At 69.7% G+C, this 17,860-nt stretch carries 18 protein-coding genes; 10 read left to right on the plus strand and 8 right to left on the minus strand.

Annotation, left to right across the window (positions count from 1 at the left end):
• Nucleotides 1–2 precede the first annotated feature (2 nt).
• Entirely contained in the window at nucleotides 3–632 is a 630-nt protein-coding gene (locus tag JYK02_RS23740; protein WP_207054240.1) for a response regulator transcription factor, read from the minus strand.
• Nucleotides 633–754: 122 nt separating this feature from the next.
• Between JYK02_RS23740 and JYK02_RS23745 the strand changes: the two genes are divergently transcribed.
• Nucleotides 755–1,939: a S41 family peptidase gene (locus tag JYK02_RS23745; protein WP_207054241.1), complete on the plus strand. Its 1,185-nt coding sequence runs from the start codon at nucleotides 755–757 to the stop codon at nucleotides 1,937–1,939.
• Between the two features lie 7 nt (nucleotides 1,940–1,946).
• On the opposite strand, the gene JYK02_RS23750 is transcribed toward JYK02_RS23745, so the two are convergent.
• Nucleotides 1,947–3,023, minus strand: a complete 1,077-nt coding sequence (locus tag JYK02_RS23750) for a dipeptide epimerase (RefSeq protein ID WP_207054242.1) — start codon at nucleotides 3,021–3,023, stop codon at nucleotides 1,947–1,949.
• A 198-nt stretch (nucleotides 3,024–3,221) separates the two neighbouring features.
• On the opposite strand from JYK02_RS23750, the gene JYK02_RS23755 reads away from it, so the two are divergent.
• On the plus strand, nucleotides 3,222–5,222 hold the full coding sequence (locus JYK02_RS23755; protein ID WP_207054243.1) for a PAS domain-containing protein: 2,001 nt from the start codon (nucleotides 3,222–3,224) through the stop codon (nucleotides 5,220–5,222).
• A gap of 29 nt (nucleotides 5,223–5,251) precedes the next feature.
• Here the strand turns inward: JYK02_RS23755 and JYK02_RS23760 are convergent, their stop codons facing one another.
• The 3 genes from JYK02_RS23760 to JYK02_RS23770 all read right to left on the minus strand — a co-directional run bounded on the left by JYK02_RS23760 (nucleotide 5,252) and on the right by JYK02_RS23770 (nucleotide 7,723).
• The gene (locus JYK02_RS23760) at nucleotides 5,252–5,947 is read right to left on the minus strand and encodes a suppressor of fused domain protein (protein ID WP_207054244.1); all 696 of its coding nucleotides are present in this window, start codon (nucleotides 5,945–5,947) and stop codon (nucleotides 5,252–5,254) included.
• Nucleotides 5,948–6,041: 94 nt separating this feature from the next.
• Nucleotides 6,042–7,229, minus strand: a complete 1,188-nt coding sequence (locus JYK02_RS23765) for a GNAT family N-acetyltransferase (RefSeq protein WP_207054245.1) — start codon at nucleotides 7,227–7,229, stop codon at nucleotides 6,042–6,044.
• A gap of 83 nt (nucleotides 7,230–7,312) precedes the next feature.
• Nucleotides 7,313–7,723, minus strand: a complete 411-nt coding sequence (locus JYK02_RS23770) for a winged helix-turn-helix transcriptional regulator (RefSeq protein ID WP_207054246.1) — start codon at nucleotides 7,721–7,723, stop codon at nucleotides 7,313–7,315.
• Nucleotides 7,724–7,831: 108 nt separating this feature from the next.
• Between JYK02_RS23770 and JYK02_RS23775 the strand changes: the two genes are divergently transcribed.
• The 6 genes from JYK02_RS23775 (at nucleotide 7,832) to JYK02_RS23800 (ending at nucleotide 12,331) form a co-directional block, all read left to right on the plus strand.
• Nucleotides 7,832–8,689, plus strand: a complete 858-nt coding sequence (locus tag JYK02_RS23775) for an SDR family oxidoreductase (RefSeq protein WP_207054247.1) — start codon at nucleotides 7,832–7,834, stop codon at nucleotides 8,687–8,689.
• Between the two features lie 105 nt (nucleotides 8,690–8,794).
• Entirely contained in the window at nucleotides 8,795–9,223 is a 429-nt protein-coding gene (locus JYK02_RS23780; RefSeq protein WP_207054249.1) for a hypothetical protein, read from the plus strand.
• A gap of 173 nt (nucleotides 9,224–9,396) precedes the next feature.
• Entirely contained in the window at nucleotides 9,397–10,320 is a 924-nt protein-coding gene (locus tag JYK02_RS23785) for a DUF2381 family protein (RefSeq protein ID WP_207054251.1), read from the plus strand.
• Nucleotides 10,321–10,477: 157 nt separating this feature from the next.
• Nucleotides 10,478–10,831, plus strand: coding sequence for a serine/threonine protein kinase (locus JYK02_RS23790; protein WP_347402562.1), 354 nt, complete (start codon nucleotides 10,478–10,480; stop codon nucleotides 10,829–10,831).
• A 151-nt stretch (nucleotides 10,832–10,982) separates the two neighbouring features.
• A complete protein-coding gene (locus tag JYK02_RS23795) occupies nucleotides 10,983–11,342 on the plus strand; it encodes a serine/threonine protein kinase (RefSeq protein ID WP_431603492.1) in 360 nt (119 codons plus the stop codon).
• A gap of 131 nt (nucleotides 11,343–11,473) precedes the next feature.
• Nucleotides 11,474–12,331 carry an SDR family oxidoreductase gene (locus JYK02_RS23800; protein WP_207054257.1) on the plus strand — a complete coding sequence of 286 codons (858 nt, stop codon included), beginning with the start codon at nucleotides 11,474–11,476 and terminating at the stop codon, nucleotides 12,329–12,331.
• Between the two features lie 12 nt (nucleotides 12,332–12,343).
• Here JYK02_RS23800 and JYK02_RS23805 read toward each other — a convergent pair whose 3' ends face one another.
• The 3 genes from JYK02_RS23805 to JYK02_RS23815 form a co-directional block, all read right to left on the minus strand.
• Complete coding sequence (locus JYK02_RS23805; RefSeq protein WP_207054259.1) at nucleotides 12,344–12,748, minus strand: DUF3969 family protein; 405 nt, start codon at nucleotides 12,746–12,748, stop codon at nucleotides 12,344–12,346.
• Complete coding sequence (sitA5, locus tag JYK02_RS23810; protein WP_207054261.1) at nucleotides 12,733–13,878, minus strand: SitA5 family polymorphic toxin; 1,146 nt, start codon at nucleotides 13,876–13,878, stop codon at nucleotides 12,733–12,735. The genes JYK02_RS23805 and sitA5 overlap by 16 nt, the downstream gene beginning before the upstream one ends.
• A 93-nt stretch (nucleotides 13,879–13,971) precedes the next feature.
• A complete protein-coding gene (locus tag JYK02_RS23815) occupies nucleotides 13,972–14,757 on the minus strand; it encodes an acyl-CoA desaturase (RefSeq protein ID WP_207054263.1) in 786 nt (261 codons plus the stop codon).
• 163 nt (nucleotides 14,758–14,920) lie between these two features.
• Between JYK02_RS23815 and bioA the strand changes: the two genes are divergently transcribed.
• Nucleotides 14,921–16,252 (plus strand): adenosylmethionine--8-amino-7-oxononanoate transaminase, encoded by a 1,332-nt coding sequence (gene bioA, locus JYK02_RS23820; RefSeq protein ID WP_207054265.1) that lies wholly within the window; start codon nucleotides 14,921–14,923, stop codon nucleotides 16,250–16,252.
• Nucleotides 16,253–16,410: 158 nt separating this feature from the next.
• Nucleotides 16,411–17,859 carry an FAD-binding protein gene (locus JYK02_RS23825; protein WP_207054266.1) on the plus strand — a complete coding sequence of 483 codons (1,449 nt, stop codon included), beginning with the start codon at nucleotides 16,411–16,413 and terminating at the stop codon, nucleotides 17,857–17,859.
• Nucleotide 17,860 lies beyond the last annotated feature (1 nt).

A 17,860-nucleotide genomic window follows, 5' to 3' on the forward strand; every position in this document is an offset into this window, starting at 1 on the left:
GGCTAGAGCGTCACCAGGCCCATCCGTGCCGCGCGCACCACCGCCTCCGTGCGGCGCTGCACGCCCAGCTTGGCCAGCACCGCGTTCACGTGGAACTTGGCGGTGTGCTCGCTGATGGCGAGCCGGTCCGCGATGGCCTTGTTCGACAGGCCCTCCGCCAGCAGGCCCAGCACCTCGCGCTCGCGCGGCGTCAGCGTGTCCGGCCCCGGCGCTCCCGTCGGCGCCGTGCTCCTCGGCGCGGCTCGCACTTGAGCAAGGCCCGGCTCGAACACCGTGAGGCCTCGCGCGACCGCGTGCAGCGCGGCCCCGAGCATCCCCGGCGCGACGTCGCGGAACAGCAGGCCCCTCGCGCCCGCGCCCAGCGCCAGCTCTCCCGCCGCCTCGTCCGCCACCAGCGCCAGCACCGGCGCGCCCAGGTCCGGCGCCGCGCCTTCTTCCAACCGCAGGCCCGTGTCCCAGAGGACCACGTCCGGCGGTTCACCCCTCGCCGCCTCCAGCTCCACCTGCGTGCCCGCGGCCACCACCGTCCAGGCCTCCGCCTGGTCGCTCAGCGCCCGTGCGAGCGCACCCCGGGCCAGGGGGTCCTCGGAGACGAGCGCGAGCCTGGGCAATGACGAGGGCGCATCCAGCATGGGCCCCTCATCCCTAACCGCCCCCGCCGGGTTCGCCACACCGCACGGCGCAGGAGTGCCTTTCCTTCCCTCTGGAAACCGCTCCTGTGAAGAATCGTGAAGTCCTCCCGGGAGGCTCACACATGCAGGTCCGGACAGCGCGGTGGTGGGTGGTGGGGCTGCTCCTCGCGGGCAGCGCCCAGGCGGCCACATCCCCCTTCTCGAAGCGGGCCGGGGAGATCGTCACCCTCGTGCGCGAACGCTTCTTCGACGCGGCCAAAGGCGCCGCCTGGGCGGACTCGCACGCCGGCTACGCCGCCGACGCGAAGGACGTGGAGGACTTCGCCCGGCGCACGAACGCGGCGCTCGCGGAGCTGAAGGTCTCGCACACGGCCTACTACCCGAAGGAGAGCCCCGCCCACGCGGAGGTGGCCTCCATCTTCGAGGTCTTCCTCAAGCAGCAGAACGTGCAGGCCACCGGCATCGGCGTGGACGTGCGGGAGACCCCGGACGGCTTCTTCGTCCGCCACGTCTTCGCGGACGGCCCCGGCGCCAAGGCAGGCCTGCTGCGCGGAGACCGGCTCGTCACCGTGGAGGGCAAGCCCTTCCACCCCTGGCACGCCTTCACGAACCGCGCGGGCAGGGCCACGCGCGTCACCGTGGAGCGCGTGAAGGGCGAAGCGCCCCTGTCGCTCACCGTCACGCCCCGCCGCATGAACCCGCGCAAGGAGTGGCTCGCGCTCCAGAAGGCCAGCTCGCAGGTCGTGGAGCGCCAGGGCCGCCGCGTCGCCTACCAGCACGTCTACGCGTGCGCGGGCTCGGAGTACCAGCAGGCCCTGGAGGAGGCGCTCCAGGACGGCTTCGCGGACGCGGACGCGCTCGTCATCGACTTCCGCGACGGCTGGGGCGGCTGCAGCCCGGCCTTCATCAACCTCTTCAACCCCCAGGTCTCGCTCCTCCTCAACACCGGCCGCGACGGCAAGTCCCACCCCTACGCGCTGTCGTGGCGCAAGCCGGTGGTGCTGCTCGTCAACGGCAACTCGCGCAGCGGCAAGGAGCTGGTGGCCTTCGCGATGAAGCGCCACAAGCTGGCGACGCTCGTGGGCGAGCGCACCGCGGGCGCGGTGCTGGCCGGCGGTCCCCAGAAGCTGTCCAACGGCGACCTGCTCTACCTCGCCGTGATGGACGTCACGGCGGATGGCGAGCGCATCGAAGGCGTGGGCGTCCCCGTGGACGTGGAGGTCCCGGACGCGCTGCCGTACGCGGCCGGCAGGGATCCGCAGCGGGAGAAGGCGCTCGACGTGGCCGCCTCCCAGGTGAAGGGCTGACGCACTTTCAGCGCAGCGTGACGCCGTGGCCCGGCGCGTCCGGGTCCAGCGTCAGCCGCGAGCCCGCGTAGTGGCCGCCGCCCTGGAACGGGTGGCTCGCGATGAACAGCGGCGTGTCCAGGTCCGCGTAGGTGAAGCCGCCCAGCCCCGCCGCCAGGTGCGCGGACGCGCTCATCGCGAGCACGCTCTCCACCATGCCGCCCACCATCAGCTCCAGCCCCGCCGCGCGGGCGAGGCTCCACATCGTCACCGCCTCCACCATCCCGCACTTCATCGTCTTGATGTTGATGCCGTGGCAGGCGTTCTCCCGGATGAGCCGCAGCACGTCCTTCACCGAGCGCGCCGACTCGTCCGCGCACACCGGCACCTTCGAGCGGCGCGTCACCTCCGCCAGCCCCGCGAAGTCGGAGGGCGGCACCGGCTGCTCGAACAGCGAGAGCGGCACCTCCGCGCGCTCCAGCTCCTTGAGGAACGCCAGCGCCTCCGCCACGTCGTAGCCCCCGTTCGCGTCCGCGAAGAGGCGCGCCTTCGGGGCCTCCTGGTGGATGGCCACCAGCCGCGCCGCGTCCGCGTCCGGTGACAGCGCGCCGACCTTCACCTTCAGCGTGTCGATGCCCCGCCCCAGGATGGCCCGCGTGGACGTCACCGCGTGCGCCACGTCCCCGGCGGTGACGGTCATGTCGATGTCCAGCGCCGTCCCCGCCCCGCCGAAGAAGGCGTGCAGCGGAATCCGGTGGTGCCGCGTGAGCGCGTCCAGGAGCGCCATCTCCACGCCACACCGCGCGGACGGCGCCAGCGCGAGCGCGTCCCCCAGCGCCTCCGACGCCGGCCGCCACGCCCGCACGTCGCGGCCCACCAGCAGCCCGCGCACCGGCTCCAGCGCGGCGAGCGTGCTGGCTTGCGTCTCCCCGCTCACCGCCGTGAAGGGCGCCGCCTCCCCCAGCCCCACCGTGCCGTCCGCGAGCGTCACGCGCACCAGCACGTTCTCCGCCGCGTGCTGTGCGCCGGTCGCGATGGCGAACGGCTCCGTCAGGGGCAGGTGCAGGGCTTCGAACGCGACGTGCGTGATGAGGGTAGGGCGCATGGCGGGGCGAGTGTGGCCGACCTCCGGGCCGGTGGGTCGTACCTTCTGACTCCTTACCTCTTTCGCTTTCACAGTTGTCTGTAATTCAAGAAAGTTTAGAAAGATACGAAGGCTGGGGCTGACTTGAGCCGCCGAGAGATTCGTGGCGACATGCGGGCTCCCCGGGGGCTGAGCAGTGCCGGGGCCGCGAGGAGCTGGATGTCGTCCGCGACCGATATGCCCGTGGCCCTGCCGCTCCCGGACTCGCTCCTGGCCGCGTTGGAGGAGGCGGAGCGCGAGCACCCCGAGGCGTGCATGGTGCTGCGCGCCGTGCGCTCCAGCAGCGGCGCCATCCTCGACTTCGAGTGGCTGTGGGCCAACCCCGCCGCCGTGCGCGCGCTGGGCCGTGGCCCGGAGGTCCTCCGGGGCCGGCGCCTGGGCGAGGTGTCCTCGAAGGACGGCATCGCCGGGCGCATGGAGCTCTTGCGCCAGGTGGTGGAGTCCGGCCGGCCGCACGCGGACAACTTCACCGAAGGGGACGTGCTGATGCAGGGCACCGCGGTGCCCCTGCGGGACGGGGTGCTGCTGCGCCTGCGCGACATCACCAGCGCCCAGCGGGTGGAGGAGGGGCTGCGCGAGACGCTGGACTGGGTGCGCGACGTGCTGGAGAGCATGCCGGACGCCTTCTTCACCGTGGACACGGACTGGCGCCTCACCTACGTGAACCGCAACGCCGCCGCGCTCACCGGCCGCGCCCCGGAGACGCTCTTCCGCCGCGTGCTGTGGGACGCGTGCCCGGAATTGTGCGGCACCCCCTTCGAGCGCGCGCTGCGCGAGGTGGCCGCCGAGGAGAGCTACCGCCTCTTCGAGGTGCGCACCGGCCGGGACCGCTGGCACGAGGTGCACGCCTGGTCCAGCGGCCGCAACATCTCCACCTACGCGCGCGACATCACGGACAAGAAGCGCGTGCAGGCGGAGCGCGACGCGCTGCTCGCCCGCGAGCACTCCGGCCGCCTGGAGGCGGAGGCGCTGGCCCAGCGCCGCACGCACGAGCTGATGGCCGCGCGCGAGCGGCTGGTGCAGTCGGAGAAGCTGGCCATGGCGGGGCAGCTCGCCGCGGGCGTGGGCCACGAAATCAACAACCCCCTGTCCTACGTCACCGGCAACCTCCAGTTCGCGGTGGAGCAGCTCACGCCGCTCGCCCGCCGCCCGGACCCGGGCCCCGAAGGCCAGGACGCGCTGAACGAGGCGCTGGAGGCGCTGCGCGAGGCGCGTGAGGGCGCGGAGCGGATCCGCGTCATCGTGCGCGACCTGCAGACCTTCGCCCGCGCGGACGAGCTGCGCCTGGGGCCCGTGGACGTGCACGCGGCGCTGGAGTTCGGCATCACCATGGCCATGACCCACCTGCGCAGCCGCGCCCAGGTGGAGCGCAGCTACGGCCAGGTGCCGCCCGCGCTCGCGCACGAGGCGCGCCTGGGCCAGGTGTTCCTCCACCTGCTCATCAACGCCGCGCACGCCATCCCCGTGGGCGCCTTCGACCGCCACCGCGTGACGCTCACCACCCGGCGCGAGGGTTCATGGGTGCTGGTGGAGGTGTCCGACACCGGCCTGGGCATGACGCCGGAGGTGCTCCAGCGCGCCTTCGAGCCGTTCTTCACCACCCGTCCCGTGGGAGAGGGCAGTGGCCTGGGGCTGTCCATCTGCCTGGGGCTCGTGCGCAGCATGCACGGCGAGCTGACGGCCACCAGCATCCCCGGCCTGGGCAGCACCTTCCAGGTGCGGCTGCCCATCGTGGAGCGGGCCGTGTACCCCGGCGTGCCCGCGGTGCGCGCGGAAGAGGGGGCTCAGCGCAAGCGCGTGCTGGTGGTGGACGACGAGCCCCAGCTCACCTCGGTGCTCCGGCGCATCCTCGGCCGTCAGCACGACGTGGTGGTGGCGCACAGCGGCCGGGAGGCGCTGGCGCTGCTGGAGCAGGACGAGGCCTTCGACCGCGTCTTCTGCGACCTGATGATGGCGGACCTCACCGGCATGGACGTGCACGCGGAGCTGGCGCGGCGCCGGCCGCAGCTCCTGTCGCGCTTCGTGTTCATGACGGGGGGCAGCTTCACGGAGCGCGCCCGCGCCTTCCTCCAGGCCGTGCCGCTGCCCCGCATCGAGAAGCCCTTCGAGCCCGGGGTGCTGCACGCGCTGGTGGAGTCCTCGCCGCCGCGCACCGGCTAGCGCGCGGCGGGAGGGACCTCCGAGGGGAACTACAGCTTCACCTCGTCGCGCTCCGGCCGCGTGATGTACGCGGTGGTGGGGTTCGCGGGGTCGGTCAGCCGCTTCAGCAGGCTGTCCATGCCGTTGGAGCGCGCGAAGGCCATCTCGTTCTTCGTCACGCCCACCAGCGTGAGCAGCTCCACCTGGCCGCTGGGCAGGGTGAAGTGGCTGGGGCGGGTGGAGTCCTTCACGAACACGAAGCCCGCGAGCTTCGTCTCACCGCCCGTGAGCGTGCCGTCCACCGGGTAGCGGTGGCCCATGGCGAACAGCCGCGCGCACACGAGGTTGTAGGCCATCATGTCCAGGAGGCGCAGGATGGGCCAGCGCTCCTCCTCGGGCGTGTGGATGACCATCTCGTAGCCCAGGCCGCTGCGGGCGTCGTCCGGCAGGTCCTCGCCGGGGGCCACCGTGAAGGGGTTGGACAGGCCGCTCGTCACGTAGGTCCAGTACGGGTGCTCCGGGCTGGGCGGCGCCACGCGCACGCCCATGGGCAGCCAGTTCGGATCCATCTCCGTGCCCTGGGCCAGCTCGCTCTCCAGCCACCCCTCCAGCACGCCCGTGCCCTCCAGGAGGTCCACCTCCTCGCGGATGGCACCGAACAGCTTCGGGTATTCCACCTCGTCGCGGTCCGCCCAGCAGTCTTCGTACCACTGGATGAAGTCTTCCTCTGTCTCCGGGACTTTCATGGGGGCGGACTCTAGAGGTTCACCCCGATTTCACAACTTGAACCGAGCGCGGACGTCCATTGGCCGGTGGGCTGGCGGACAGACGTTCAGGTTTTCAGGTTCCGGTGGACCCGGGGGCTGCCAGGGGCCATGGCTTCAGGCCGCAGATGCGCTCCGCCTCCTCCACGGCCGGCGCCAGCCGCGCGTGCTCCATGCGCAGGAAGCTGCGCACGGCCTTGTCCAGGCGCTTGTCGAAAATCAGGTGGGCGCTGTGCACGGCGGTGGGCTCGAAGCCGCGCGACACCTTGTGCTCGCCGCCCGCGCCGGGCTCGAAGACCTTGCGCCCCGCGCGGATGCAGTCGTCCACGGAGTGATACAGGCAGACGTTGAAGTGCAGGAAGGGGTGCTCCTCCGTGCAGCCCCAGTAGCGGCCGTAGAGCCGCTCCGGCGTCGCCAGGTTGAAGGCCCCGGCGATGACCTGCCCGTCCTTCACCGCCTCCACCATCTCCACCGTGCCGGGCAGGTCGCGGAAGACGCGCTCGAAGAAGCCCGGCGTCAGCTGCACCTGGCCCCAGGCGTGGCGCTCGCAGGTGGACGTGTAGAAGGTGTACGCGCGCTGGGCGTGCTCCTCGGTCAGGTCCGCGCCGCGCACGGTGCGCAGCTGGATGCCCTGCGTGGCCGCGGCGCCGCGCTCGCGCTTGAGCTGGTTGCGGCGCTTGGAGTCGAAGCGGGCCAGGTAGTCGTCGTAGCGCGTGTAGCCCGGGTTCTTCCAATGGAACTGGAGCGTGATGCGGCGCGCGAGCCCGGCCTCCTCCAGGAAGTCCGCCTCGTCGTCCGTGGGGTAGAGCACGTGCACGCCGGAGCAGTCCTGCTCCTGGGCGCTGTCCACGGCGGCCTGGAGGAGCGCGCGGCGCAAGCTGCCCGCGTCTTCACCGGGGGCGGTGAGGAAGCGCGGCACGGTGGCGGGGGACAGGGGGCCGCCCACGAGCAGCTTCGGGTAGTACTCCACGCCCAGTTGGGCGGCGGCGTTGGCCCAGCCGAAGTCGTAGATGTACTCGCCCATGCTGTGGAACTTGAGATAGGCGGGCGCGGCGGCGACGAGCTTCCTGCCCCGCCACAGCGTCAGGTGGTGCGGGGCCCAGCCGGTGTCCTCGGTGGCGCTGCCGCTCTCCTCCATGGCGGACAGCCATGCGTGGCGCACGAAGGGGGGCGCGCCCTCGGCGACCAGGGCATCCCACTGGGCGGCCGGGACATCGCGGATGGCATCGAGAATGCGGACCTGGAGCGGGGTGTCGGCGGGCACGGGAGCAGTCTTAACGCGGGCCTGTCTCCTTCGCTCCCGTTCGGCCCGCTGGAGGGCACCCGGGCAGGGAGGCTCGGGGCCGCTCAGGAGGCCTTCTTGCGGGGCGGGGCCTTGGTGCGGGCGGTCATCACCCGGGCCACGTTGTCTTCGATCCAGGTGGTCAGCGCCTCCACGTGGACGGCCACCTCTTCGCCCAGGGGCGTGAGGCTGTAGTCCACGTGCGGGGGGATGACGGGGTGGGCCTCCCGGTGGACGAAGCCGTCCTGCTCCAACGCCTGGAGCGTCTGGGCGAGCATCTTCTCGCTCACCCCGCCCACCTTGCGGCGCAGCTCGCTGAAGCGGTGGGTGCCCTCCTCCTTGAGTGCCACGAGCACCAGCACGCCCCACTGGCTGGTGACGTGCTCCAGGACGCCGCGCGAGGGGCACATGGCCGCGTACAGGTCCCCGCGCTGCTTCACCTTCTCCAGCAGTGGACTGCCCTTGCTTGCCTTCATGCCGTGACACTTACCACAAGGTGCGTACTTACGAAAAGTGAGTACCCCCGTTACGGTAAGCGCCAGTTCGATTTCGCGCCTGGAGCGCGGGAAGGAAAGGGCGGAGCCATGTTCGTGGTCACGGGAGCCTCGGGGAAGCTGGGCCAGTTCGTCGTGGAGGGGTTGCTGAAGAAGGTGCCGGCGAACCAGGTGGCGGTGGCGGTACGCAATCCGGACAAGGCGAAGGCCTGGGCCGGGCGCGGCGTGCAGGTGCGCACGGTGGACTACGACCGTCCGGAGACGCTGAACGGAGCGTTCTCGAAGGGAGACACGGTGCTGCTCATCTCCGCGAACGAGGTGGGCAAGCGCTTCCCGCAGCACTCGGCGGTGATTGAGGCGGCGAAGAAGGCGGGCGTGAAGCTGCTGGCGTACACGAGCATCCTGCGCGCGGACACGAGCGGCCTGTCGCTGGCGGCGGAGCACAAGGCGACGGAGGAGGCGATCCGCGCGTCGGGCATTCCGTACGTGTTCCTGCGCAACGGCTGGTACGTGGAGAACTACACGGAGCACTTCGCGCCGGCGCTCCAGTACGGCGTGGTGCAGGGGAGCGCGAAGGACGGCCGGGTGGCCACGGCGACGCGTGAGGAGTACGCGGACGCGGCGGTGGCGGTGCTGACGGGCACGGGCCACGAGAACCAGGTGTACGAGCTGGCGGGGGACGCGAGCTTCAGCCTGCCGGAGTACGTGGCGGAGCTGTCGCGCCAGTCCGGCAAGCCGGTGAAGTACGTGGACCTGCCGGTGACGGAGTTCTCCGCGGCGCTCCAGAAGGTGGGGGTGCCCAAGCCCTTCGCGGACACGCTGGCGGACGCGGACGCGGGCCTGTCGCGAGGAGAGCTGAACGACACCAGCCGCACGCTGAGCCGCCTCATCGGCCGGCCCACGGCCCCGTTCGCGAATGCGATTGGCGCGGCACTGAAGCAGGGCTGATCAGAAGGCTCCGCCGGGACCCTGCGTCGCGCGGGATCCCCGGTGGAACGCTCACCCCTTCAGCAGGAAGTCGCCGCCGGTCGTGCCAGGCTAGGCTCCCGTTCCATGAGCTCGCAGCGGAAACCACCAGAGATCAGTCTGGAATCGCTGATCATTTCGGGGGCTGTCATCCTGGTCGACCACCCTGAAGGATTCATCTATGGCAACCAGACGCATGATGTTGCTTGCCGTCACAGTGAAACGGTGGGTTATCTCCTGCCGCTCCCAGGTGCTCCCGAGCTCTTCATGGGGGCCTGCTGGAAGTCGTGGTCAGAGCCACCTCCTCCTGACCTGATTGCCCGGTTGGAAGCTGGCATCGGCGCCATGGCGCAGGACGTCTTCTTCGACTTCCGGATTGAGCCGCATCCTGACAATGGTGAAGCGTGGCTTCGGTGCTCGTTCTTGAGTGGACCGCTCTCGGGCGAAGACATCCCCGACGCCCCATCACGGGAATCTCGGCTGGAGGGCTGGCTGACCTGGTCCAATTGCGACTGAGCCATCCCCTCTTTTGAGGGTTGGGGAGGTGGCGCGTGGAGATTTCGGCCAGCAGCCGCTGCATGTTCGTGGGCATGGTGCCGCCCTTCAATCCACATCAGGGCGCTCAGGACTCGCGTGTCGGGTCTGGAAGCCTGGCGTGGGGCGGGCGGCTTGGGTAGGGTCCAGGTTCGATGCCACGCACCCTACCTGGCTGGTTCACTGTCCTGTTCGTCCTCGTAGCCACGCCAGCCCTGGCGGGGCCGCGGGAGAAGGCGCAGGTCCGGACCCTGGTGCTGTCGGAGCATCCGGACGACGCTGCCCACCGCATCCACGTGGCTGGGGAAATCGTCACGGTGCTGCGCTTCGAGCAGCCTTGCGACCCGCTCAAGACAAAGCTGCTTGGCTGGGAGGGGCGGTTTGAACCGGTACTGGTTGCAGGGAAGCGGGTGGTGATCGAACCCCTTCGTGCCCTCGCTCCGGATGAGAGTGTTCCCCTGCTCGTGACGCTCGCGGATGGATCGGCGCTGTCGTTCTTGCTGAGGCCTCCCGTGGAGGAGGTGGGAAGGGCGGATCAGCAGGTGGACGTCTTCAAGGACCGGGAGAGCTATCAGGCCCTGGTCTCCGTCCTGACGCGCACACTCAAGGCGAAGAACGAGCTGGAGGTGGAGAACGCGCGGTTGCGTGAAGAGGAAACCTCCGCGGACCACGCGCTGGCGGCGCTGCTGGTTTCAGGAGCGGAGGCGCAGACACCGTTCAGGCGGCGGCACACGTGGAACGGAAAGGACGTGGATGCCCAGCTCTCGATGAGGGTCTATTCGGGTAAGGGCAAGGCGGCGGTCATGCTCAGCGTGACGAACCAAAGTGAGGACCGGAACTGGCGCTTGTCCCAGACGAAGCTCTTCTCGTCCTCCAGTCGCGCGCCCAGGACCGTGGCCATTCGGGCCGAACGCGAGTCGATCGCCGTGGGGCAGACAGGTGCCATCGCGTTCGTGGTGGACCGCAGTGCGTTCCTCAATCCAGAGGGAAAGTTCGAGGAGCTGGCGCTGGAGGTCTACCAGCATGATGGGCGCCTCCAGGCCTTCGTGCTTCTGGATCCCCAATTGGTGCGTGAGTAAGAGCCGGGCCATGGCCTCCATGAAGCTCGAACGCGTGTGCTGTCTTGCCTTGTGGATACTGGCCTCGGGATGCGCGGGCCCGACAATGGGACGCGTGTCGCTTCGAGCTGATGGGACGCCAGGACCCGAGCCGTGCTCGGAAGAGGCGCTTACGGCGATGCGCTATCTGCGGCTGCCGGTGGGGGCCGGCGCTCTCGTCGAGTTTGATGTGAACCAGGGCGACGCCGAACCCGTCACGCTCTACGAGGGCCGGGTCGAGAGCATGCTGTTGAGCGACCTGGGACCGCTGGACTCGCCCACGCGGCTCTACGGCTACGTGTGGACGGACGGGCCCGAGGTGGTCATCCGCTACTACGAAGCGCGTCCCCCGAACTCGGAAGCGCGAATGCCCGTCTGCGCGGTGGTTCGCATGGCCAAGGGACAGATGCGGAAGCTGTCTGACTCTCCCGCGGGAATCGCCGTCATCAAGTACTCGCGAGGCGGCGTCTTCATCGTGAACAAGTTCCTCTAAGCTCCACGGGATGGCCTCCAGGACGTTTGAGTTCGCATGCGGTCTTTTCTGCATGGCCCTGATCACGGGTTGCGCGGGTACCGCGGCAGGGAAGGTGCGCACGCGGCCCGACGGGACTCCAGGACCCGAGAAATGCTCGGAAGAGGCACTCGTGGCGATGCGCTACCTGCGATTGGGCGTGGGAGACGGCGCAACGGTCGAGTTCGATGCGAACCAGGTGAATGCCTGGCCCATCACCCTTCATGAGGGGCATATCGAAAGTGTGTTGATCGATGACCTGGGGACGCTGGAGGCACCGGCGCGTCTCTATGGATACGTCTGGACGAGCGGACCTCAGGCGGTCATCCGCTATTTCGAGGCACTTCCGCCGGGCGCATCACAGCGTGTACCCATTTGCGCGGTGGTCCGGACGGCCAAGGGGCAGATGCGGAAGCTGCCGGGTTCACGCCCAGGGACCGCCATCCTCGAATACTCGCGAGGGGGCGTCTTCATCGTGGACGAGTTCCTCTAAGCCCCGGGGCGGCGAACCGCACGAACTGGTCCGACAGTCGGACCAGTTGGGACTGGACCGGGCGGGAGGGGGCCAGCCTGGATGTCCAGAGGCTTGGAACGCTCCCTGCAACAAGCAACATGGAGGCAGTCATGATCGTCGTCACGGGAGCCACGGGCCGGTTGGGCCGCTTCGTCATTGAAGGCCTGTTGAAGAAGGTCCCTGCCAACCAGGTCGCGGTCGTGGCACGCAATCCGGACAAGGCCCGGGATTGGGCCGGGCGTGGCGTGCAGGTGCGCAAGGCGGACTACAGCCATCCGGAGACGTGGGACGGCGTGTTCTCTCACGGAGACACCGTGCTGCTCATCTCCTCCAGCGAGGTGGGCCAGCGGCGCAAGCAACACCAGACCGTGGTGGACGCGGCGAAGAGGGCGGGCGTGAAGCTGCTGGCGTACACGAGCATCTTGCACGCGGACACGTCACGAATCGTGCTGGCTCCAGAGCACCTGGACACGGAGAAGGCCATCCGCGCGTCAGGGCTTCCATTCGTGTTCCTGCGGCACAGTTGGTACGTGGAGAACTACACGGAAGCCGCGAAGCGGACGCTGGAGCAGGGCGTGCTCCGGGGCTGCGCGAAGGACGGCCGCGTCGCTCCCGCCACGCGCCAGGACTACGCGGACGCAGCCGTCGCGGTGCTCACCGGCACGGGCCATGAGAACCAGGTGTACGAGCTCGCCGGTGACACGGGCTTCACGCTGGCGGAGTACGCGGCGGAGCTGTCGCGCCAGTCCGGCAGGACCGTGCCGTACCAGGACCTGCCCCCGGCCGAGTTCGCCGCCGCGCTCCAGCAGGCCGGTCTGCCCAAGGGCTACGCCGACGTGCTGGCGAACGCGGACGAAGGCATCGCCCGAGGCGACCTGGACGACTCCAGCCGCACGCTGAGCCGCCTCATCGGCCGGCCCACCACGACCCTGGCTGAAGCCCTGCCCGCTACGCTCAAGCAGGCCTGAACTCTCACGGGTTCACCCGTCCTGGTGTCGAGCCATCACAAGCCACTTCTCGTCATGGGAACGCGGGGGCGGCAGGTCCGCGAGCACCTTCAAGAGCGTGTCCTCAATCTCCGCGAGGGAGTTCGCCAGCGCTTCAGGTGCGAGATGGGCCACATCCTCGAGTTCCGTCGCAAGGTGGATGGCACGACGGAGCTCGGGGTGGACTTCCATTGCTTCGAGTCGTGACAGCAGCGCCGGTCCGAGAAGCCGGCTGCACGCATAGGCGGGAGACATGGCACCCAGGGCAATCACCCGGCACATGCCCAGAGCCGTGACCGCCACGAAGCGTTGCGACTCTTCGACGCCCGCAGCCTGGAGGGCGATGGCTTCAGTCGAGGCTCCATGGGGCGGATGTGGAGGATTCACAGGTTGCTCCATCCGGCCTTCACCTTGAAGTTGAAGACCTTTCCGGACGCACTTTCGAAGTAGTGGAGGGACACCTTCTCGCTTCCGACCCAGCCATCCTTGTAGACCTTGACCCAGGTCCCAGGCTCGACTTCCCGCAGCTTCTCCAACAGTGCCTTGTTGGACACGCTGTTCCGCGTCGTCCCATTCTGGACGGCCTTGAAGCCGGAAGGATACCCGGGAGCGTTCTTCACGCCGTCGTGGACGGAAGCCACCTCGCCGCTCCCACCTGAAGGCGACAGGTTCCCAGCCCCCTCCCAAGCAGTCGCGGCCACGGCGGTGGATGCGACCCCCATGGTGAGGACGCCCTCCGCGAGCGAAATCGAACGGACACCGCCGGAGGCCGCGGCGGTCAGACGGAGTCCTGCGTTGGTTTCCGCCGCGAGAGCCGCCCGGGCGAAGCCCGGGAGCATGGGGCCTTTCGCGGCCACGTTCGAAGCTCCACCCAGGGCCGCCGTGAGCGCCAGGATGAGGACCCGGGCGCCACTGGTTCCCATGACCTTGCCGAAGCGGTGCCCTGCATCCTTCAGTTCCTCGACGGTCACCGCCCGCTCCGTCTCATCGGACAGGCGCTCCCAACCCTTCACGAGTTGGACGAAGGTCTCCAGTCCCACGTACGCGATGAGATAGGTGGTGAGTGCGATGGCGACGAGCTTCGTGATGGGCTCGGGCATCACGAGCAGGGCCATGTAGGCCGCCATGCCCGTGGAGATCATGGCCTTGAGCATCAGGGGGTTGACCACCTCCGCCACCGCACCCTGCACGCCCTCCCAGACACCGTCCCATGCGAAGGACAGCGCCAGCCTTCTGCGCGCACTGGCATCCAGGAAGGAGAAGCCGCCGTCCAGCGCTGGGTCCCAGGAAGCGAGTTGGAGGCGGGAGCGAGGCTGCTGCTCGGACTGGAGTGGGAGACGCACCTCCAGCACGAGCTGGAGCAGCACCTCCCGGAATGCGTCCTCGGGGATGGGAACGGGATCCACACTCCGGGGCGGCGTGTAGACGATGGAGGCGCCATCCTCCGTGTCCAACTGGATCACGCGGGAGGTTGCACACCCCGCGCAGAGCAGCCCCAGGAGCAGAAGGCCCACGCCGCGTTGTTTCATGTCGTCCTCCCGGCAAGCTGACCTGAAAAACACCACGGGGGAGCGGTCCATGACGGACGGCTCCCCCGCGTTGCTTCAAGTCTGGACCCTGCTTCAGGCCGCCTGGGCGCCTCGGGCCACTTCGCGCGGCTCCGGGTAGACCGCTCGCTGGGGCGTGGTGATGCGGATGACGCCCAGCTTCGACAGCACGCGCATCACCTGCCACGTGGGGTCGATTTCGAAGGCCCGCGCCGCGAAGTTCGGGCTGCTGCCGTACTTGTGGTGGTTGTTCTGGAACAGCTCCCCCATGCACAGCACGTCCACCGGCAGCGTGTTGCGCGACTTGTCCGTGCCGTTGAAGTTCCGGTAGCCGTACTTGTGCCCGCACCAGTTCACGATGGCGCCGTGCACCGGCCCCATCACGAAGTGCACCGGCAACAGCAGGAACTGCCAGGGCGACGTCGCGAACGTCACGTAGAACGCCGTGTACAGCGCCACCCACCCCAGCACCGCCCACCAGGACTGCCCCAGCGTCTCGTCCACCAGCTTCCACTCCGGATAGCCACCCTCGAAGCGCGGCTCCGGCTGGATGCGGCGCGACACGATGCCCGTGTAGCGCTCCTTCGTGTGCCACATCATCCGCATCACGTCCTTGAAGTAGTGCGGTGAGTGCGGGTCGTTCTCCGTGTCGGAGTACGCGTGGTGCTCGCGGTGCAGGATGGCGTAGGCGCGCGGCGACAGGTACGACGAGCCCTGCACCAGGTAGGTGAGCAGGTGCATCACCTTCTCCGTGCGCGGCCCCATGCTGTACATGCGGTGCGCCGCGTAACGGTGCTGGAAGAAGCTCTGGAAGAAGACGCAGAGCAGCCAGTGACTGATGAAGAAGATGACGATGGCCATGACTCTCCCGTGCTGACAGACACAGGGCTAACACCCCCCCTGTCACGGCAATGTCAGCGCTCCCCACGTCACCGGCACCTGTCCGCAGGTGGATAAGGAACCGTTGCGGGCCGCTTCAGGGGAGGGCAGAAGTGCACACCTCGCACTCCCAGGAGACTCCACCGTGGACCGGGCAACCCTCGTCGGACTCGACAAGCAGCACGTCTGGCACCCCTACACCGCCATGGAGCAGTACATCGCGAAGACGGATCCGCTCGTCGTCGTGCGCGCGGAGGGCGTCTGGCTCCATGACGCCGACGGCCAGCGTTACCTGGACGCCAACGGCTCCTGGTGGGTGTCCACCCTGGGACACCGCCACCCGCGCCTCGTGCACGCACTCACCGAGCAACTGGGCAGCCTGGCCCACGTCTCCCTCGCGGGCATCACCCACGGCCCGGCGGCCCGGCTGGGTGAGGAGCTGACCGCCATTGCCCCGGGCGCGGACCGGGCGGACGTGCCCTCGGGACAGAAGCTGTCGCGCGTCTTCTATTCGGACAACGGCAGCACCGCGGTGGAGGTGGCCATCAAGATGGCCGCCCAGTACTGGGCGCAGAACGGCCGCCCCCGCCGCACCCGCTTCATCACGCTGACGGGCGCCTTCCACGGCGAGACGATTGGCGCCACCAGCGTGGGCGGCGTGCAGGAGTTCCGCGACGTGTTCGGCCCGCTCCTCTTCGACGTGGTGCACGTGCCGTCCCCCGCCGAACCCGACGGCCACGCGCGCGCCCTGGCGCAGGTGAAGGCCGCGCTCGCCGCCGACCCGGACGGCATCGCGGGCGTCATCCTGGAGCCCGTCATCCAGGGCGCGGCGGGCATGTGGATGTCGTCGCCGGACTTCGTGCGCGAGGTGCGCGAGGCCACGCGCGCGGTGGACACCTTCCTCATCGCCGACGAGGTCTTCACCGGCATGGGCCGCACCGGCGCGCGCTTCGCGGTGGACCTGGCCGGCGTGATGCCGGACCTGCTGTGCCTGGCCAAGGCGCTCAGCGGGGGCCTGCTGCCCTTCGCCGCCACGCTCGCGTCGGAGCGCATCTTCCAGGGCTTCCTGGGGGCGAAGGACCGGGCGCTCTATTACGGCCACTCGTACTGCGGCAACCCGCTGGGCGCGGCCGTGGCGCGCGAGGTGCTGGCCGTGTACCGCGACGAGGACGTGCTGGGGCAGGTCCAGCGCAAGGCCCCGCGCGTGAAGGCCGCCTTCGAGCGCATGGCCGCCACCCTCCCCGGGCTCGTGCGCCCGCGCGCGGTGGGCATGGTGGGCGCGGTGGACCTGGGCGGCGGAGGCTACTTCGCCGACAGCGGCTGGCGCGTGTACGAGGCCGCCCGCCGCCGGGGCCTGTACCTGCGCCCCATGGGCAACACGGTCTACATCGCCCCCGCGCTCAACATCCCGGACGCGGACCTGGACCTGCTGCTCGCGGGCGTGGAGGACAGCCTGCGCGAGGTGGCCGCGGGCTGATGCCGGGGGACGGAGTGGCGGAGCGCCGCGTCCGTCCCCTCCGCCCGGCGCGTGCCGGGGAGCCCCCTCCCGCCTCCCGGTGCCCTCCAGGCTGGCACCGTGCGCATCCGTTGGGTCAGGCGCCATGCGGGTGCCGTCTTTCGGAGGAGGGAACCGCCGTGACACTCGAAACCCACCGTCCGCAGGCTGGCGCCGGCCTGCCCGCCGGGCTGACCCCGGACAGCGTGGAGCTGTTCCGCGCGCAGCTGCGCGGCACGCTCATCCAGCCAGGTGACGCCGACTACGCGGAGGCGTGCCAGCTCTACAACGCGATGATCCACAAGCACCCGGCCATGGTGGCCCGGTGCGCGGACGTGGCGGACGTCATCGCCGCGGTGGCCCTGGCGCGCGAGCGCAAGCTGCCCCTGGCCGTACGCGGCGGCGGCCACAACGGCGGCGGCCTGGCGCTGGTGGATGACGGGCTGGTCATCGACCTGTCGCGCATGCGCGACGTGCGCGTGGACCCCGAGGCCCGCACGGTGCGCGTCGCGGGCGGCGCCGTCTGGGGGGACGTGGACCACGCCACCCACGCGTTCGGGCTCGCGGTGCCCTCCGGCGTCATCTCCACCACGGGCGTGGGCGGGCTCACGCTGGGCGGCGGCATGGGCTACCTCACGCGCCGCTTCGGCCTCACCATCGACAACCTGCTCGCCGTGGACATGGTGCTCGCGGACGGACGCTTCGTCACCGCGAGCGAGGACAAGCACCCGGACCTGTTCTGGGCGGTGCGCGGCGGGGGCGGCAACTTCGGCGTGGTGACGTCGTTCCTCTTCCGGGCGGTTCCCGTGGACACCGTCATTGGCGGCCCCACGCTCTGGCCCCTGGCCCGCGCGGCGGAGGTGCTGCGCTGGTACCGCGAGTTCATCCCCAACGCGCCGGAGGAGCTCAACGGCTTCTTCGTCTTCCTCACCGTGCCGCCCGCGCCGCCCTTTCCGCAGGAGCTGCACCTCCAGAAGATGTGCGGCGTCATCTGGTGCTACACGGGCGACCCCGCGAAGGCGGACGCGGCGTTCGCGCCGGTGCTGGCGCTCAAGCCCGCGCTGCACGGCGTGATGCCCGTGCCCTTCCCCGTGATGCAGACCGCCTTCGACGCGCTCTATCCGCCGGGCCACCAGTGGTACTGGCGCGCGGACTTCGTGCGCGAACTGCCGGACGCCGCCATCGAGCGGCACGTGTCCTTCGCCGAGCGCCTGCCGACCCTGCAATCCACCATGCACCTGTACCCCGTCGACGGGGCGGTGCACCGCGTGGGCCCGCATGACACGGCCTTCCGCTTCCGCGACGTGCGCTGGTCGGAGGTCATCGTCGGGGTGGACCCTTCACCGGAGCGGGCGGAGGCCATCTCCACCTGGACGAAGGAGTACTGGAACGCGCTGCACCCGTACTCGGCGGGCGGCGCCTACGTGAACTTCATGATGGAGGAGGGCCAGGAGCGCGTGCAGGCCACCTACGGCGACAACTACCCGCGGCTGGTGGCGGTGAAGCAGCAGTACGACCCCGGCAACCTCTTCCACGTGAACCAGAACATCCTGCCCGGGCCGGTGAAGCCCCCGAGCGTCGCGCACTGAC

The sequence above is a fragment of the Corallococcus macrosporus genome (assembly GCF_017302985.1).
In the GTDB taxonomy this organism is placed as follows: Bacteria; Myxococcota; Myxococcia; order Myxococcales; family Myxococcaceae; genus Corallococcus; species Corallococcus macrosporus_A.

Bases quoted from the DNA above. Each gene is read 5' to 3' on its own strand.
- JYK02_RS23740 (WP_207054240.1), bottom strand. From the start codon at position 632: ATGCTGGATGCGCCCTCGTCATTGCCCAGGCTCGCGCTCGTCTCCGAG.
- JYK02_RS23745 (WP_207054241.1), top strand. From the start codon at position 755: ATGCAGGTCCGGACAGCGCGGTGGTGGGTGGTGGGGCTGCTCCTCGCG.
- JYK02_RS23750 (WP_207054242.1), bottom strand. From the start codon at position 3,023: ATGCGCCCTACCCTCATCACGCACGTCGCGTTCGAAGCCCTGCACCTG.
- JYK02_RS23755 (WP_207054243.1), top strand. From the start codon at position 3,222: ATGTCGTCCGCGACCGATATGCCCGTGGCCCTGCCGCTCCCGGACTCG.
- JYK02_RS23760 (WP_207054244.1), bottom strand. From the start codon at position 5,947: ATGAAAGTCCCGGAGACAGAGGAAGACTTCATCCAGTGGTACGAAGAC.
- JYK02_RS23770 (WP_207054246.1), bottom strand. From the start codon at position 7,723: ATGAAGGCAAGCAAGGGCAGTCCACTGCTGGAGAAGGTGAAGCAGCGC.
- JYK02_RS23775 (WP_207054247.1), top strand. From the start codon at position 7,832: ATGTTCGTGGTCACGGGAGCCTCGGGGAAGCTGGGCCAGTTCGTCGTG.
- JYK02_RS23780 (WP_207054249.1), top strand. From the start codon at position 8,795: ATGAGCTCGCAGCGGAAACCACCAGAGATCAGTCTGGAATCGCTGATC.
- JYK02_RS23785 (WP_207054251.1), top strand. From the start codon at position 9,397: ATGCCACGCACCCTACCTGGCTGGTTCACTGTCCTGTTCGTCCTCGTA.
- JYK02_RS23790 (WP_347402562.1), top strand. From the start codon at position 10,478: ATGCGCTATCTGCGGCTGCCGGTGGGGGCCGGCGCTCTCGTCGAGTTT.
- JYK02_RS23800 (WP_207054257.1), top strand. From the start codon at position 11,474: ATGATCGTCGTCACGGGAGCCACGGGCCGGTTGGGCCGCTTCGTCATT.
- JYK02_RS23805 (WP_207054259.1), bottom strand. From the start codon at position 12,748: ATGGAGCAACCTGTGAATCCTCCACATCCGCCCCATGGAGCCTCGACT.
- sitA5 (WP_207054261.1), bottom strand. From the start codon at position 13,878: ATGAAACAACGCGGCGTGGGCCTTCTGCTCCTGGGGCTGCTCTGCGCG.
- JYK02_RS23815 (WP_207054263.1), bottom strand. From the start codon at position 14,757: ATGGCCATCGTCATCTTCTTCATCAGTCACTGGCTGCTCTGCGTCTTC.